Annotated in this window: 18 protein-coding genes; 7 read left to right on the top strand and 11 right to left on the bottom strand. The window is 30.9% G+C overall.

Annotated features, from left to right (window positions below; translation table 11 throughout):
• The first annotated feature begins 12 nt into the window (after positions 1 to 12).
• From BA195_RS05225 to groL, 7 genes are all read left to right on the top strand, one after another.
• The gene (locus BA195_RS05225; protein ID WP_068703130.1) at positions 13 to 519 is read left to right on the top strand and encodes an LptE family protein; all 507 of its coding nucleotides are present in this window, start codon (positions 13 to 15) and stop codon (positions 517 to 519) included.
• 231 nt (positions 520 to 750) lie between these two features.
• Positions 751 to 1,200, top strand: coding sequence for a Panacea domain-containing protein (locus BA195_RS05220; protein WP_068703128.1), 450 nt, complete (start codon positions 751 to 753; stop codon positions 1,198 to 1,200).
• On the top strand, positions 1,193 to 1,591 hold the full coding sequence (locus BA195_RS05215; protein WP_068703126.1) for a hypothetical protein: 399 nt from the start codon (positions 1,193 to 1,195) through the stop codon (positions 1,589 to 1,591). Before BA195_RS05220 ends, BA195_RS05215 begins: the two co-directional genes overlap by 8 nt.
• 25 nt (positions 1,592 to 1,616) lie before the next feature.
• Complete coding sequence (locus BA195_RS05210) at positions 1,617 to 2,354, top strand: hypothetical protein (RefSeq protein WP_068703124.1); 738 nt, start codon at positions 1,617 to 1,619, stop codon at positions 2,352 to 2,354.
• Positions 2,354 to 2,695 (top strand): preprotein translocase subunit SecG, encoded by a 342-nt coding sequence (secG, locus tag BA195_RS05205; protein WP_068703121.1) that lies wholly within the window; start codon positions 2,354 to 2,356, stop codon positions 2,693 to 2,695. The genes BA195_RS05210 and secG overlap by 1 nt, the downstream gene beginning before the upstream one ends.
• A 162-nt stretch (positions 2,696 to 2,857) precedes the next feature.
• Positions 2,858 to 3,133: a co-chaperone GroES gene (locus BA195_RS05200; protein WP_068703119.1), complete on the top strand. Its 276-nt coding sequence runs from the start codon at positions 2,858 to 2,860 to the stop codon at positions 3,131 to 3,133.
• A 43-nt stretch (positions 3,134 to 3,176) separates the two neighbouring features.
• Positions 3,177 to 4,808, top strand: a complete 1,632-nt coding sequence (groL, locus tag BA195_RS05195; RefSeq protein WP_068703116.1) for a chaperonin GroEL — start codon at positions 3,177 to 3,179, stop codon at positions 4,806 to 4,808.
• Positions 4,809 to 4,891: 83 nt separating this feature from the next.
• On the opposite strand, the gene BA195_RS05190 is transcribed toward groL, so the two are convergent.
• The 11 genes from BA195_RS05190 to BA195_RS05140 all read right to left on the bottom strand — a co-directional run bounded on the left by BA195_RS05190 (position 4,892) and on the right by BA195_RS05140 (position 13,640).
• A complete protein-coding gene (locus tag BA195_RS05190) occupies positions 4,892 to 5,869 on the bottom strand; it encodes a polyprenyl synthetase family protein (protein ID WP_068703954.1) in 978 nt (325 codons plus the stop codon).
• 25 nt (positions 5,870 to 5,894) lie between these two features.
• Complete coding sequence (locus BA195_RS05185; protein ID WP_068703114.1) at positions 5,895 to 6,647, bottom strand: hypothetical protein; 753 nt, start codon at positions 6,645 to 6,647, stop codon at positions 5,895 to 5,897.
• On the bottom strand, positions 6,647 to 7,687 hold the full coding sequence (gene rlmN, locus BA195_RS05180; protein ID WP_068703113.1) for a dual-specificity RNA methyltransferase RlmN: 1,041 nt from the start codon (positions 7,685 to 7,687) through the stop codon (positions 6,647 to 6,649). Before rlmN ends, BA195_RS05185 begins: the two co-directional genes overlap by 1 nt.
• A 69-nt stretch (positions 7,688 to 7,756) precedes the next feature.
• The gene (gene queA / locus BA195_RS05175) at positions 7,757 to 8,806 is read right to left on the bottom strand and encodes a tRNA preQ1(34) S-adenosylmethionine ribosyltransferase-isomerase QueA (RefSeq protein ID WP_068703112.1); all 1,050 of its coding nucleotides are present in this window, start codon (positions 8,804 to 8,806) and stop codon (positions 7,757 to 7,759) included.
• Between the two features lie 64 nt (positions 8,807 to 8,870).
• Positions 8,871 to 10,103, bottom strand: coding sequence for a 3-phosphoshikimate 1-carboxyvinyltransferase (locus BA195_RS05170; protein ID WP_068703111.1), 1,233 nt, complete (start codon positions 10,101 to 10,103; stop codon positions 8,871 to 8,873).
• 40 nt (positions 10,104 to 10,143) lie between these two features.
• Entirely contained in the window at positions 10,144 to 10,413 is a 270-nt protein-coding gene (locus tag BA195_RS05165) for a hypothetical protein (RefSeq protein WP_068703110.1), read from the bottom strand.
• Positions 10,414 to 10,415: 2 nt separating this feature from the next.
• On the bottom strand, positions 10,416 to 10,664 hold the full coding sequence (locus BA195_RS05160; RefSeq protein ID WP_068703109.1) for a hypothetical protein: 249 nt from the start codon (positions 10,662 to 10,664) through the stop codon (positions 10,416 to 10,418).
• Positions 10,665 to 10,991, bottom strand: coding sequence for a nucleotide pyrophosphohydrolase (locus BA195_RS05155; RefSeq protein WP_068703108.1), 327 nt, complete (start codon positions 10,989 to 10,991; stop codon positions 10,665 to 10,667).
• A gap of 152 nt (positions 10,992 to 11,143) precedes the next feature.
• A complete protein-coding gene (locus BA195_RS05150) occupies positions 11,144 to 11,416 on the bottom strand; it encodes a VOC family protein (RefSeq protein WP_338116835.1) in 273 nt (90 codons plus the stop codon).
• Between the two features lie 4 nt (positions 11,417 to 11,420).
• Positions 11,421 to 12,623 (bottom strand): MDR family MFS transporter, encoded by a 1,203-nt coding sequence (locus BA195_RS05145; RefSeq protein WP_068703107.1) that lies wholly within the window; start codon positions 12,621 to 12,623, stop codon positions 11,421 to 11,423.
• Positions 12,624 to 12,890: 267 nt separating this feature from the next.
• Positions 12,891 to 13,640: a cyclase family protein gene (locus BA195_RS05140; RefSeq protein ID WP_068703105.1), complete on the bottom strand. Its 750-nt coding sequence runs from the start codon at positions 13,638 to 13,640 to the stop codon at positions 12,891 to 12,893.
• Positions 13,641 to 13,646: the final 6 nt, after the last annotated feature.

Below are 13,646 nucleotides of genomic sequence, written 5' to 3'. Positions count from 1 at the left end.
ATTTTTGATTTTATGAAAAAACTCTTATACAATATCACCTTTATAATCGTTGCGTCTATTTTAATAGGTTGTGGTGCTTATTCTTTTACTGGAGGTAACACAGGTAAAGCAAAAACGATTCAAGTTGATTTTTTTCCAAATCAAGCTCCATTAATTGAACCTAAATTAAGTCAAGAATTTACTCAAACTTTACAAGATTTATTTACTCGTCAAACTAATTTAACACTTGTAAATACTAATGGCGATTTGCATTTTTCAGGTGAAATAACAGATTATCGAATTACACCGATGAGTGCTACTGCAGAACAAACTGCTGCGCAAAACCGACTAACTATTACTGTAAATGTAATTTTTGAAAACAAACTCGAAGAAAAAGATAACTTTGAAAAACGTTTTTCTTTTTACTACGATTATGGTGCCACACAACAACTTTCTGGCGGAGTTTTAGACAGTGCTTTAAAAGATATTTTGGAAAGAATTACACAAGATATTTTTAATGCTTCTGTAGCCAAATGGTAACATATTTAACCAAACTTGGTACGCTAGTTGATAAATCAAAAATTACTGAACAAGCTACTTAAACTAGATTTATTTTATATTTTTTTCTTCATCAACTTAAAGCTAATCAGATAAGTAAATAGAGTAAAAAATTAATAAAAACTAAAAAAAGTATTAAATCAAACCAATGTTATAAGCACGTTTTTTTTTGTCAGTAATAAATTTTACTTTTGTTAAAAACTCACCTTTATTGTGAATAACTGTTTCGACATAGCTAAGAAGTTCATAGAATTATCCAATAAAGATTCAATTCCAATGAGTCCTATGAAGTTATTAAAGTTAACTTATATAGCTCATGGTTACTATCTTGCTTTTACAGATAAACCTTTATTTGAAAACAAAATTGAAGCCTGGAAGTACGGACCAGTTATACCAGACTTATACCATATTATTAAAAGAGTTGATTTTTCAAACAATGATTTTAAGTTTATAGAAATGTACTCTCAAAATAATTTAAGTAAAGAAGATAGTAAGTTTATAGAAACTGTTTGGGGAGCCTACAACCGTTTCGACGGAAGTCAGTTATCTTCAAAAACTCATGAAAAAGGTACCCCTTGGTATAAGACCTATAATGGTCAATCTTTTACTCAGATAAACAATGAGTTAATCAAAGAGTATTATAAAAACAAGGTTAATGGATAGTCTAGAAGAAAAAGCTAAAAATTATTTTTCTAAACCCCTTGATGATATTGATTCAAGTGCAGATTCAAAATCAAGTAAAGAAGATGTTTTTCTGTTTGAATTTACGGGTAAGTATGAAAGTTTTCAAGAATACATACAACACGAAGAATTTGTTATCAATAAGCTTGATAGACAATCAGAAAGAATTTTAAGAGAAAAGAATGCTAAATTAGCATTTAGGTTTTCATCAGCTTGGGCAATTTTTATAGCTTTAACTATTTTACTGAAAGGATTTGAGCTTTGGAGTTACAATTTATCGCAAACTGAATTCCTCTTCATTATTGGTTCTTTAACAACTTCAATTTTCACATTCTACTTACTTGTTCTTAAATATCTATTTGATAAAAAGTAATTTTTTTATAATATTTCACAACTAATTGGATAAAAAAAGCTACATAAAAATTCTAGAAAAACCAACATTAATTTCAACTGAAAATAATGTTGATTTAAGAGATATCACTCAAAAATACCCTTATTTTCAATCAGCAAGAGCTTTACATTTAAAACTTTTAAAAAATCAAGACAGTTTTAAGTATAATAATGAATTAAAAATTACAGCAGCCTACACGAGCGACCGTAGTGTTTTATTTGACTTTGTAACTTCCAGATCTTTTAAAGAAAACACCCTAAAAAAAGAAGAAAAACAAAGTTTAAAAGAAATTTTGCTTCCAAAGAAAAAAACAAAAGAAGTTTCGTTAATCAAGGAAAAACTAGCTATAGGAAAGCCTATTGCTTTTACTAAAAACGAATCTTTTTCTTTTAATCAATGGATGCAGCTTTCATCAAAAAAAATAATTCATCGAGAAGCTCCTGTTGTTTTAAAAGAAATAGAATCAACTAAAAACTCTGTAAAAAACGATATTATTAATCGTTTTATCGAAACAGCCCCTAAAATATCTCGTCCAAGTAAAACGAATCCTTCTGAGGTTAAAATTATTGAAAGCAAACAAAACTCTCCCCTAGCTACCGAGACCTTAGCTAAAGTTTATCTTGAACAAAAAAAATATAACAGTGCTATACAAGCTTATAAAATATTAAGTTTGAAATATCCAGAAAAAAGTGGTTTCTTTGCAGACCAAATTAAGAGAATACAAATTTTACAAAAAAATAAATAATGACAACGTATACTTTACTTTTAGTGCTAATATTGATTGTTGCGATAGCTTTAATCTTAATTGTTATGGTACAAAACCCTAAAGGTGGCGGATTATCTTCTTCTTTTGGAGGTGGTGGTGCTCAAAACATTGGTGGTGTACAGAACACTAACAGTTTTTTAGACAGAACTACTTGGACTTTAGCAATTACAATGTTTGCTTTAATTTTATTAGCTAACTTTGCGATACCTAGAGGTAACTCAGCTGATGCACCTCAGCTAGACAGTGCTTTAGAAAATGTAGAAGCTACAGCACCTACTGCACCAGTAACAAATGACACAACAAAAGATAGTGTAAACTAATCTTTTTAACATAAAAATAAAAATGCCAACGTAATGACACGTTGGCATTTTTTTATGCATAACATTAAGTGATTTAGAAAAAGTGGCATGTTTTTTTTAATGGCATAATTTCTGACTAATTCTAAACTTTAAATAACAACTACTTAATCATAACTTATACAAATGGGATTAAATATTAAACCTTTAGCAGATAGAGTTCTTATAGAACCAGCTGCTGCAGAAACCAAGACAGCCTCAGGACTTATTATTCCTGATAACGCCAAGGAAAAACCTCAAAAAGGAACTGTTGTTGCTATTGGTAATGGTACCAAAGATGAACCTTTAACGGTTAAAGTTGGAGACACTGTTTTATATGGAAAATACGCTGGTACTGAATTAAAACATGAAGGAAGTGATTATTTAATTATGAGGGAAAGCGACATTTTCGCTATCATATAATTTATTTATCCACTTAATAATTAACACAAAAAAAGATCATAAAATGGCAAAAGATATAAAATTTGATGTAGATGCTCGTGACGGTTTAAAGCGCGGTGTAGATGCATTAGCAAATGCAGTAAAAGTAACTTTAGGTCCTAAAGGACGTAATGTAATTATTTCTAAATCTTTCGGTGCGCCACACGTAACTAAAGATGGTGTTACTGTAGCAAAAGAAATTGAGTTAGAAGATTCTTTAGAGAATATGGGAGCTCAAATGGTGAAAGAAGTTGCTTCTAAAACCAACGATTTAGCTGGTGACGGAACTACAACTGCAACCGTATTAGCACAAGCAATCGTAAAAGAAGGTTTAAAAAATGTTGCCGCAGGTGCAAATCCAATGGATTTAAAACGTGGTATTGATAAAGCTGTTACTGTTATTACTGAAGATTTAGCAAAACAATCTCAAGAAGTTGGTAACTCTTCTGAAAAAATACAACAAGTAGCTTCAATCTCTGCAAATAACGATAAGGTTATTGGTGATTTAATTGCTACTGCTTTTGGTAAAGTTGGAAAAGAAGGAGTGATTACTGTTGAAGAGGCTAAAGGAATGGATACGTATGTTGATGTTGTGGAAGGAATGCAGTTTGATCGTGGATATTTATCTCCATACTTCGTAACTGATGCTGATAAAATGGTAGCTACCTTAGAAAATCCTTATATTTTATTATTCGATAAAAAGATTTCTAACTTACAAGAAATTTTACCAATATTAGAACCTGTTTCTCAATCTGGTAGACCTTTATTAATTATTGCTGAAGATGTAGACGGACAAGCATTAGCTACTTTAGTAGTTAATAAATTACGAGGTGGTTTAAAAATTGCTGCTGTAAAAGCTCCTGGATTTGGTGATCGTAGAAAAGCAATGTTAGAAGACATTTCTATCTTAACTGGTGGAACTGTAATTTCTGAAGAAAGAGGTTTTTCTTTAGAAAATGCAACTTTAGATTTATTAGGAACTGCTGAAACTGTAACTATTGATAAAGACAATACAACTATTGTTAATGGCGCTGGTAACGAAGAGCAAATTAAAGGTCGTGTAAACCAAATTAAAGCACAAATTGAAACGACTACTTCTGATTACGATCGTGAAAAATTACAAGAGCGTTTAGCAAAATTAGCTGGCGGAGTTGCTGTTTTATACGTTGGTGCTGCTTCTGAAGTAGAAATGAAAGAAAAGAAAGATCGTGTTGATGATGCTTTACATGCAACTCGTGCTGCTGTAGAAGAGGGTATTGTTGCCGGTGGTGGTGTTGCCTTAGTGCGCGCTAAAAAAGTATTAGAAGCTTTAGCTACTGAAAACTTAGACGAAACAACAGGAGTACAAATCGTTAACAAAGCTATTGAAGCACCTTTAAGAACTATTGTTGAAAATGCTGGTGGTGAAGGATCTGTTGTTATAAATAAAGTATTAGAAGGTAAAAAAGATTTTGGTTATGATGCTAAAGCTGAAGTATATGTTGATATGCTAGAAGCTGGAATTATCGACCCTAAAAAAGTAACACGTGTAGCGCTAGAAAATGCCGCTTCTGTAGCGGGTATGATTTTAACTACCGAATGTGCTTTAATTGATATTAAAGAAGACGCTCCTGCAGCTATGCCTCCAATGGGTGGTGGTATGCCAGGAATGATGTAGTCGAGAAGCTCGACATCTAAACATAAAACCTCGATAATTAATATTATCGAGGTTTTTATTTTTTAAAGACTTGAAAAATCAGGTTATATTTTACGCTCTACAACATAATCTATCATTTGTTGTAATGAGTTTTTATATGCTGATTCTGGGAAGTTATTTAATATGGCTAATGCTTTATTTTTATAACTATGCATTTTAACTGTGGCATATTCTAAACCTCCATTGGTATTTACAAAAGCGATAACTTCTTTTACTCGTTTTTTATTCGTGTTGTGTTTTTTAACCGAGTTGATTAACCAAGATTTTTCTTTTTTAGAGCAATTATTCAACGTATAAATTAACGGCAATGTCATTTTCTGCTCCTTAATATCTATTCCCGTAGGCTTTCCTATTTCATCTTCAGTATAATCAAATAAATCATCTTTAATTTGAAAAGCAATTCCGATATATTCTCCAAATTTTCGCATTTGTTGCACAACATCATTACTAGCACCTACAGACGCAGCTCCAATACCGCAACAAGCAGCGATTAACGTTGCTGTTTTTTGACGAATAATTTCAAAATAAATTTCTTCGGTTATATCTAATTTCCTTGCTTTTTCTATCTGTAATAGCTCCCCTTCACTCATTTCACGAACAGCGATAGAAATCAATTTTAACAAATCAAAATCTTCGTTATCAATAGAAAGTAGCAATCCTTTTGACAATAAAAAATCACCTACTAAAACAGCTATTTTATTTTTCCAGAGCGCATTGATTGAAAAAAATCCACGACGTCGATTACTATCATCTACCACATCATCATGCACTAAAGTAGCAGTATGAATTAACTCAACTACTGAAGCTCCACGATAAGTACGCTCATCAAAGCCTCCATCAGAAACCATTTTAGCTACTAAAAACACAAACATTGGTCGCATTTGTTTTCCTTTTCTACGAACGATATAATAGGTTACTCTATTTAATAATGGGACCTTTGATAACATGGAATCTTTAAACTTGGTTTCAAAGAGTTCCATTTCATTGGCAATCGGAAGTTTTATTTGTTCTACTGGCTTCATTTCAATATCAAAAATAGTGAAAATTTTAGTTTTCAATAGCTCTAATTCTCTTTAATCTGCCCCACGTTAACTTATGTCTTCTCTTATAAAAAGACATGGTTCCTCTATCTAAACCAAAATAAAACAAACATATTCCAGAAGGTGGGTTTCCGCTTGGCAAAAACTCGAATTTATTAAAAGCTATCTCTGGCCATTTCCAACATTCAAATCCCGTACCTATAAGCTCTATAACAGCAATCACACAATACATTGTTAAATAAAACAAACGCTCTTTAGGATGTTTTCTTAAAAAGAAAAAAACAAACAATGTACAAACAAAACCGAAAACATCTTTTTTAAATAGTAAAAAAAATAATGAGAAAATTAGTATCAATATAGTATTAAACATCTCTATGTTTTTTCTATTTGCTTTTACTGATGGCTTTCTACTAAAATAATACACAAATATAAATACAATAGCATGACCAACAGGTATATAATGAGGTATATTACCTAAACGATATGAGTACATACCAAAGATCAAGGAAAACAAATATTCACCAATTATTGCTATTAAAATTGCATAAATAAGCTGTTCTTTAACTCTTGCAGTTGCCTTTAGGAACAAGTAAATAAAAACAATAATCACTGCTATGTTATTAATCCACTGAGCTTCTTTAAAAATATTTTCTGCTACAAATTTACTATCTATAAAAAGACCTAAAAAATTAATAAGCAACAACAAGCCTAAGGTTTGTAATATTTGTTTGAAAAAAACTCTAAAAGAGGATAAATTCATTACGTTTTGTTTGCTAATTGACCACAAGCTGCATCAATATCTTTTCCACGTGAACGTCTTACATTTACCGTAATATCATGCATCTCTAAATTAGATATATAATTGTTTATTGCTTCTGGGCTTGCTTGTTGAAATTCGCCATCATCAATAGGATTATATTCTATTAAATTGACTTTACAAGGCACATGCTTACAAAAATCTATCAACGCTTTAATATCTTCTCTTTTATCATTAATTCCGCCCCAAACAACATACTCATAAGTAATCATACGTTCGGTTTTTTCGTACCAATATTCTAATGCTTCTCGTAAATCTTTTAAAGGAAAAGTTGCATTAAAAGGCATGATTGATGTACGAACTTCATCAATTGCAGAATGTAATGAGACAGCTAGGTTAAATTTAACCTCATCATCTGCCATTTTTTTGATGATTTTTGGCACACCAGAAGTAGAAACTGTGATGCGTTTTGGCGACATTCCTAAACCTTCGGGAGAGGTGATTTTATCAATCGATTTAATTACGTTATTGTAATTCATCAACGGTTCTCCCATCCCCATAAAAACAATATTCGATAATTTTCTGTTGTAGTACAATAAACTTTCTTGATTAATTGCCGATACTTGATCGTAAATTTCATCAGGATTTAGGTTTCGCATTCTTTTTAAACGTGAAGTTGCACAGAACCTGCAATCTAAACTACAACCAACTTGACTAGATACACAAGCTGTAGTTCTGGTTTTTGTTGGTATTAAAACCGACTCAACCACCAAACCATCGTGTAAACGAACAGCATTTTTTACCGTACCGTCTTTACTACGCTGCATATTATCAACCTTTATATGATTGATTACAAAATTTTCGTCTAACATTAAACGTGTTGCTTTCGACAAGCTTGTCATATCTTCAAAAGTATGTGCTGTTTTATGCCACAGCCATTCATACACTTGATTACCTCTAAATGCTTTATCTCCATTTTCAACAAAAAAATCACGTAATTGTTCTTTTGTTAATGCGCGTATGTCTTTTTTCTTCACTTTCATTGGTGCAAAAATACACAAAACCTCACAAGTAGCCTTGTGAGGTTTTATAATTCGTTTTAATGTATTGTTTTATAAAATTAACATCGCATCTCCGTACGAGTGAAATTTATATTTTTCTTTGATTGCTTCTTGATACGCTTCCATCATAAAATCATGACCTGCAAAAGCAGATACCATCATCATTAATGTTGATTTTGGAGTATGAAAGTTAGTAATCATAGCATTAGCAACGCTAAAATCGAAAGGAGGAAAGATAAATTTATTAGTCCAACCATCAAATTCTTTTAACTTATGCTTTGATGTAATTGCAGATTCGGCTGTTCTCATTACAGTAGTACCAACCGCACAAACGCGCTTTTTATTAGTAAGTGCATTATTTACCATATCAGCACTTGATAATGGAACATTAATTTTTTCAGAATCCATTTTATGCTTCGATAAATCTTCTACCTCAACTGGATTAAATGTTCCCAGACCTACATGTAATGTCATTTCAGCAAAATCAACTCCTTTTATCTCTAAACGCTTCATTAGATGTTTAGAAAAGTGTAATCCTGCTGCTGGTGCTGCTACAGCTCCTTCGTGCTTTGCATAAATGGTTTGGTAACGTTCTTCGTCTGTTTCTTCAACTTCACGTTTAATATATTTAGGTAACGGTGTTTCTCCTAACTTTACTAACTTTTCTCTAAACTCTTCATAAGGTCCATCAAACAGAAAACGTAAAGTTCGACCTCGTGAGGTGGTGTTATCAATAACTTCAGCTACTAAACTTTCATCATCACCAAAAAACAACTTATTTCCTATTCTAATTTTTCTTGCCGGATCAACTAACACATCCCACAAACGGTTTTCAGCATTTAACTCACGTAATAAAAAAACTTCGATACGTGCTCCAGTTTTTTCTTTATTCCCGTACATACGAGCAGGAAAAACCTTCGTATTATTTAACATCATTACATCTCCTTCATCAAAATAATCGATTAAATCTTTAAACATTTTATGTTCGATCTTTTGAGTATCTCTATGCAACACCATTAAACGTGCTTCATCTCTATGCTCAGAAGGGTATTCTGCTAATAATTCTTCTGGTAATTCAAAATTAAAATTTGATAACTTCATGTGTCTTTTTTTCGTATGCGCAAATATACAATCTCGACATAGGCCTTGTCAAGCAATTCGGCTTTTATTTTACTTTAATCGTTTCTATACCTACCTGTTGCATGTCATTCCAAAAATTTCGATACGATTTTGTAACTACCCCTGCATCTAAAATTTCAATACTTGTTTTTAATGCTAACGGCGCAAATGCCATTGCCATTCTATGATCGTTATAGGTGGCTATTTTTACATCCTTATTAATTACTTCGGATGGTTTTAAATGCAAACTTTCGTTGCTTACAGATATACTAGCACCTAACTTTGTTAATTCTTCTTTTAAGGCTTCTAATCGATCAGTTTCTTTAATTTTTAAGGTATGTAAGCCTGATAAATCACAAGCAACACCTAATCCAAAACAGGTTACTGCAATAGTTTGTGCAATGTCTGGTGCGTTTTTTAAATCTTCAATTAAAACTGATGAACTGTGTAGATTTTCCTTTGTTAAAACAATCGAGTTCTCTTTAAAAACGGTTGTTACACCAAAGTGTTTATATATTTTTGTTAAACAACTATCGCCTTGTAAACTATCTTTTTTATAGGCTGATAATTTTACTGACGATCCTATTTTACTCAATGCAATTAAGGAATAAAAATAAGAAGCAGAACTCCAGTCAGATTCTACTACAAATGTTTTATCATGAACCGTTGGTTTAGGTAAAATTTTAATTTTTTGCCCTGAAAAACTTGCTTTAACATCTAGTTGATGTAATAAACTTAATGTCATGTTTATATACGGTATCGATGTTATTTTACCAATCAGTTCAATTTCTAAACCGTTTGATAAACTTGGTGCTATTAACATTAAAGCTGAAATATATTGACTACTTACATTTCCGTTAATAGTAACGGTTTCTTTCAATAATTTTTTTCCTGTAATTTTTAATGGCGGATACCCTTCTTTTTCTAAATATGCAATATCGGCTCCTAAATCACGCAGCGCATCAACCAAAATTTTAATCGGTCGATTATGCATTCTTTCTGACCCTTGTAAAACTTTTACAACACCTTCTTTACCTGCAAAAAAAGCAGTTAAAAAGCGCATAGCTGTACCTGCATGACCAATATCTGCAATTTTATTTTTTGATGATAATGCTTCTTTTAAATGGTGCGTATCATCAGAATCTGATAAATTTTGAATTGTAATATTCGGATATAATTGTTGTAAAATTAACAATCGATTCGATTCACTTTTAGATCCTGAAATTACAATATCGGTATTAATTTCTACATCTTTTTTTACTGTTAGTTGTAAGTTCATTTACTATTTATTTGTTTGCTTTTACAATCGCTTTTTATTATTATTTTTTCCAACCATCATTCCATAATTTTCTAACTCCATGAAAAACTCTAAAGAAAATTGAAAAAAATACGGCTTGAATTAAAATTCTTCTCCAATCAAAAACAACACTCTCAAACACTAAGCTTCCTATAAAATTGGTAGCTGCAAACATTGAAAATAATAACGGAACGTACACTAAAATATATTTTAATAATGATATTTTGTTTACAAACTCCGTTTCTTCTTCAATATTTTTATTCAGCTGATCGGTTGTTTTTTTGAGGTTCATTTTTATTTTGTTTTTTTATTTACAACATAAATTGCATATAAAATACTAACAGTTACTTTGGTTAACCAAAATCGTTGCCACTTATTTTCTGAAAAATTAATAGCATTTACTGTTTCAAAATCTCCAGAAAACAATGCGCTTCCGCTATTTACCAATAACGAAAATAGTGTTACAAAAACTAAAAAAGGAACACTTACTTTAACTACGTTAACCCAAAAACTTCCTTTTTGTATTTTTTTTAAAAGACTCATTTATTTTAATTTTTCGTTATTATGATGGCGATCATGATCGCGTTTTGTTTTAATATCTAATTTTTTATCAAAAGCTTCTTGAAGATTTATTCCTGTTTGATTTGCCAAACACAAAACAACAAACATAACATCTGCCAATTCCTCTCCTAAATCTTTATTTTTATCGCTCTCCTTCTCGCTTTGTTCTCCATAACGGCGCGCAATAATTCTTGCAACCTCTCCTACTTCTTCTGTTAATTGTGCCATATTGGTTAATTCGTTAAAATAACGAACTCCGTGGTTTTTAATCCAATTATCAACTTCTTTTTGAGCGTTTTGTATATTCATTTTACTTTTTATAATTTAAAAATCAAATATAAATATTTCTTTTGGGCTAGTTAATTCGCCAAGGCGGATTTTTTCTATTCTTACCTGCTTTAAACAAAATGATTTTATTCTTGTCAGGATCTAACAAATGAGCTTCTCTCCATAACCAGTTTTCATCTTTTGGCAACTGTGTAAAAACAATTCCTTTTTTTTTGGAGATTTTTAACTAAAACATCTAAGTTTTCATCTTCAAAATAAACATCTATTCCATTTCCTTTTGGTAGTTCTGTTACTTTATGAATAGAAAATGTAGCGTCACCTTCGGGTGCTTGAAAACGAACATAATTAGGTCTTGCATCTACAATAAGATGCAAGCCTAATTTTATATAAAACAATGTTGCTACCTCAACATTTAAAGAAGGGACAGTAACTTGATTTAAATCCATCTTTTTATTTTTCTTTTTTAACAACATTACTTAAAATGAGCAAGAAAAATAGTCCTATTACTGACATAATGGTAATAATCCACCAAGTTTTATCAAACCCTAAATTATCTACTAATTGCATTCCTGAATTATGTCCAAAAATATGAGCTAAAGAAAATGCAATACTATAATATGCCATATATTCTCCTTGGTTCCCTTTTTTTGCTCTCTCCATTACAAAGGCATTCGAAAACGGAAAAGCAATCATTTCTCCAACAGTCATAAACAACATTCCTATTACTAAAACACCAACCCAGCCTGTTAGGTTTAACACTAAAAAACTAATAGCTGTTAGCAATAACCCAACGAACATTAAACGTTCTTTTGAGTACTTACTTTCTTCTAACCATTTAATTAAAGGCATTTCTAATAAAAATATTAAAAAACCATTCATTCCCATTAATAAACCAATATCAAATTCTGATAAATTATGAATGTTTTCATAATACAATGGCATTGTTGAAAAGTATTGCAAAAACACAAATCCGAAGATAAACATAGCCACAAAAAACACCCAAAATGCTTTATCTGAAAATACAGAAATAGGATTTTCAGTCTTTATCTCATCTAAAACTTTTGCTTTTTTAGGATTTAACACTTTCATTAACAAAAAGGTTGCTAAAATACAAGTAACACCATCAACCCAAAACAAACCACTGTAACTTAACGATGTAATAATAATTCCGCCAACTGCAGGCCCTGCCGAAAAACCTAAGTTTATTGCTAAACGAATAAGAGTTACCGAACGTGTTTTATTTTCGGGCTTACTATAAGCACTTAAGGCTACAAACATAGCAGGCCTAAAAGTGTCAGCAACTAACATTACTAAAAAAATACCGATACAAAAGCCGTAAAATGTTGTTACATACTGTAATCCTAAAAAGAATAAACCTGTTAAAAACAAACTCGTTTTCATTACTTTATAATACCCTATTTTATCAGTTAACTTACCTCCCAACCATGACCCTAATACAGATCCTAATCCAAAACAACTCATAATCCATCCTACATCTTTTAAAGAAAAATCTAAACTTTTTGTTAGATACAATGATAAAAACGGAATTACCATGGTACCCGCTCTATTGATTAAAGTAATTAAAGCAAGCCACCAAACCTCAGTAGAAAGTCCTTTAAAGGTATTTAAATAATTAAAATATAATTTTTTCATAGTTGGTTAGTTTTGATTTATTATAAAAATAAAAAGTCCGACTGCTAAGTCGGACTTTTAGTTATAGTTATATTTTTTTTGAATATAATTAGAATACATAAATAGCCCGACATCTATCGTTTCTCACGACTGATTTACATTGCTTATATGTATAAAAATTTGTCATTCTACTTTTCTAATTGAGTTGTAAAACTATAAAAAAAAGAAATAGGTTTTACAAAATGTATTTTAAAAATCTCATTTCATATTGATTCTAAATAAATCAACTTAGAGAACTTTGTATAAAATAGGCTTACTTGGTGTTGCGTCATTTTCAAAAGGCGCAATCATTAAATTTAAAAAATAAGTTCCGTCTTCAATATTATTTGGCACATAAATAAACTCTGTAATGGTTGCATCAAAACGGATTTCGTTTTTAGTATTCCAAAAAGCATTATGTGCTAATAATTTCCCTTCATCTTTTTCTTTATCTACCGAAGGTAAATCAATTAACAAATGTTTTATTCCTATTTCTTTTAAATAAACCGCAGCTTCTTCTAATAAATATGGCGGATTTGTGTTTGAATAACGAGCGTTTGTTTTTTTATCAGAATTTGGCAAAGTTCTAATTACAACGGCTACTATTTTTTTATGGTTTAAAACTTTTTGTAATTGATGTTTTGTAATTACAAAATCTCCATTATCTAACTGTTCAGGATAAATAGTTACCACCTCAGCTAAAAAGAAAAATCTGTTTAAATTTTTATTAACAGAATACACTTCTTTGGTAATATGACCAACACACTCCGTATGTGTTATATGTGCATGTGGATTGAATGATACATTATTAAAATTCACATCAGCACCTTCTGCGACACTACCTACCCAATCTCCTGACGTAACAGGGGAAATTACAGGGTCATCAAGATACCAAGCGTTAATATTTTCTTTCAAAACATCTATTGAGATAGAAATATCTAAAGGTTTCGATAAATCTATTTGATATTTTTTTGATTTGTGTTGTATCTCTGCAATCATATTTTA

The sequence above is a fragment of the Tenacibaculum soleae genome (assembly GCF_001693415.1).
Taxonomy (GTDB): domain Bacteria; phylum Bacteroidota; class Bacteroidia; order Flavobacteriales; family Flavobacteriaceae; genus Polaribacter; species Polaribacter soleae.
This window is presented reverse-complemented; position numbering and strand designations above follow the sequence as displayed.

Excerpts from the sequence above, each read along its gene's own strand:
- BA195_RS05225 (WP_068703130.1), top strand. The coding sequence starts at position 13 with ATGAAAAAACTCTTATACAATATCACCTTTATAATCGTTGCGTCTATT.
- BA195_RS05160 (WP_068703109.1), bottom strand. The coding sequence starts at position 10,664 with ATGAGTCTTTTAAAAAAAATACAAAAAGGAAGTTTTTGGGTTAACGTA.
- BA195_RS05150 (WP_338116835.1), bottom strand. The coding sequence starts at position 11,416 with ATGGATTTAAATCAAGTTACTGTCCCTTCTTTAAATGTTGAGGTAGCA.
- secG (WP_068703121.1), top strand. The coding sequence starts at position 2,354 with ATGACAACGTATACTTTACTTTTAGTGCTAATATTGATTGTTGCGATA.
- queA (WP_068703112.1), bottom strand. The coding sequence starts at position 8,806 with ATGAAGTTATCAAATTTTAATTTTGAATTACCAGAAGAATTATTAGCA.
- rlmN (WP_068703113.1), bottom strand. The coding sequence starts at position 7,687 with ATGAAAGTGAAGAAAAAAGACATACGCGCATTAACAAAAGAACAATTA.
- BA195_RS05145 (WP_068703107.1), bottom strand. The coding sequence starts at position 12,623 with ATGAAAAAATTATATTTTAATTATTTAAATACCTTTAAAGGACTTTCT.
- BA195_RS05140 (WP_068703105.1), bottom strand. The coding sequence starts at position 13,640 with ATGATTGCAGAGATACAACACAAATCAAAAAAATATCAAATAGATTTA.
- BA195_RS05155 (WP_068703108.1), bottom strand. The coding sequence starts at position 10,991 with ATGAATATACAAAACGCTCAAAAAGAAGTTGATAATTGGATTAAAAAC.
- BA195_RS05170 (WP_068703111.1), bottom strand. The coding sequence starts at position 10,103 with ATGAACTTACAACTAACAGTAAAAAAAGATGTAGAAATTAATACCGAT.
- groL (WP_068703116.1), top strand. The coding sequence starts at position 3,177 with ATGGCAAAAGATATAAAATTTGATGTAGATGCTCGTGACGGTTTAAAG.
- BA195_RS05215 (WP_068703126.1), top strand. The coding sequence starts at position 1,193 with ATGGATAGTCTAGAAGAAAAAGCTAAAAATTATTTTTCTAAACCCCTT.
- BA195_RS05185 (WP_068703114.1), bottom strand. The coding sequence starts at position 6,647 with ATGAATTTATCCTCTTTTAGAGTTTTTTTCAAACAAATATTACAAACC.
- BA195_RS05165 (WP_068703110.1), bottom strand. The coding sequence starts at position 10,413 with ATGAACCTCAAAAAAACAACCGATCAGCTGAATAAAAATATTGAAGAA.
- BA195_RS05190 (WP_068703954.1), bottom strand. The coding sequence starts at position 5,869 with ATGAAGCCAGTAGAACAAATAAAACTTCCGATTGCCAATGAAATGGAA.
- BA195_RS05200 (WP_068703119.1), top strand. The coding sequence starts at position 2,858 with ATGGGATTAAATATTAAACCTTTAGCAGATAGAGTTCTTATAGAACCA.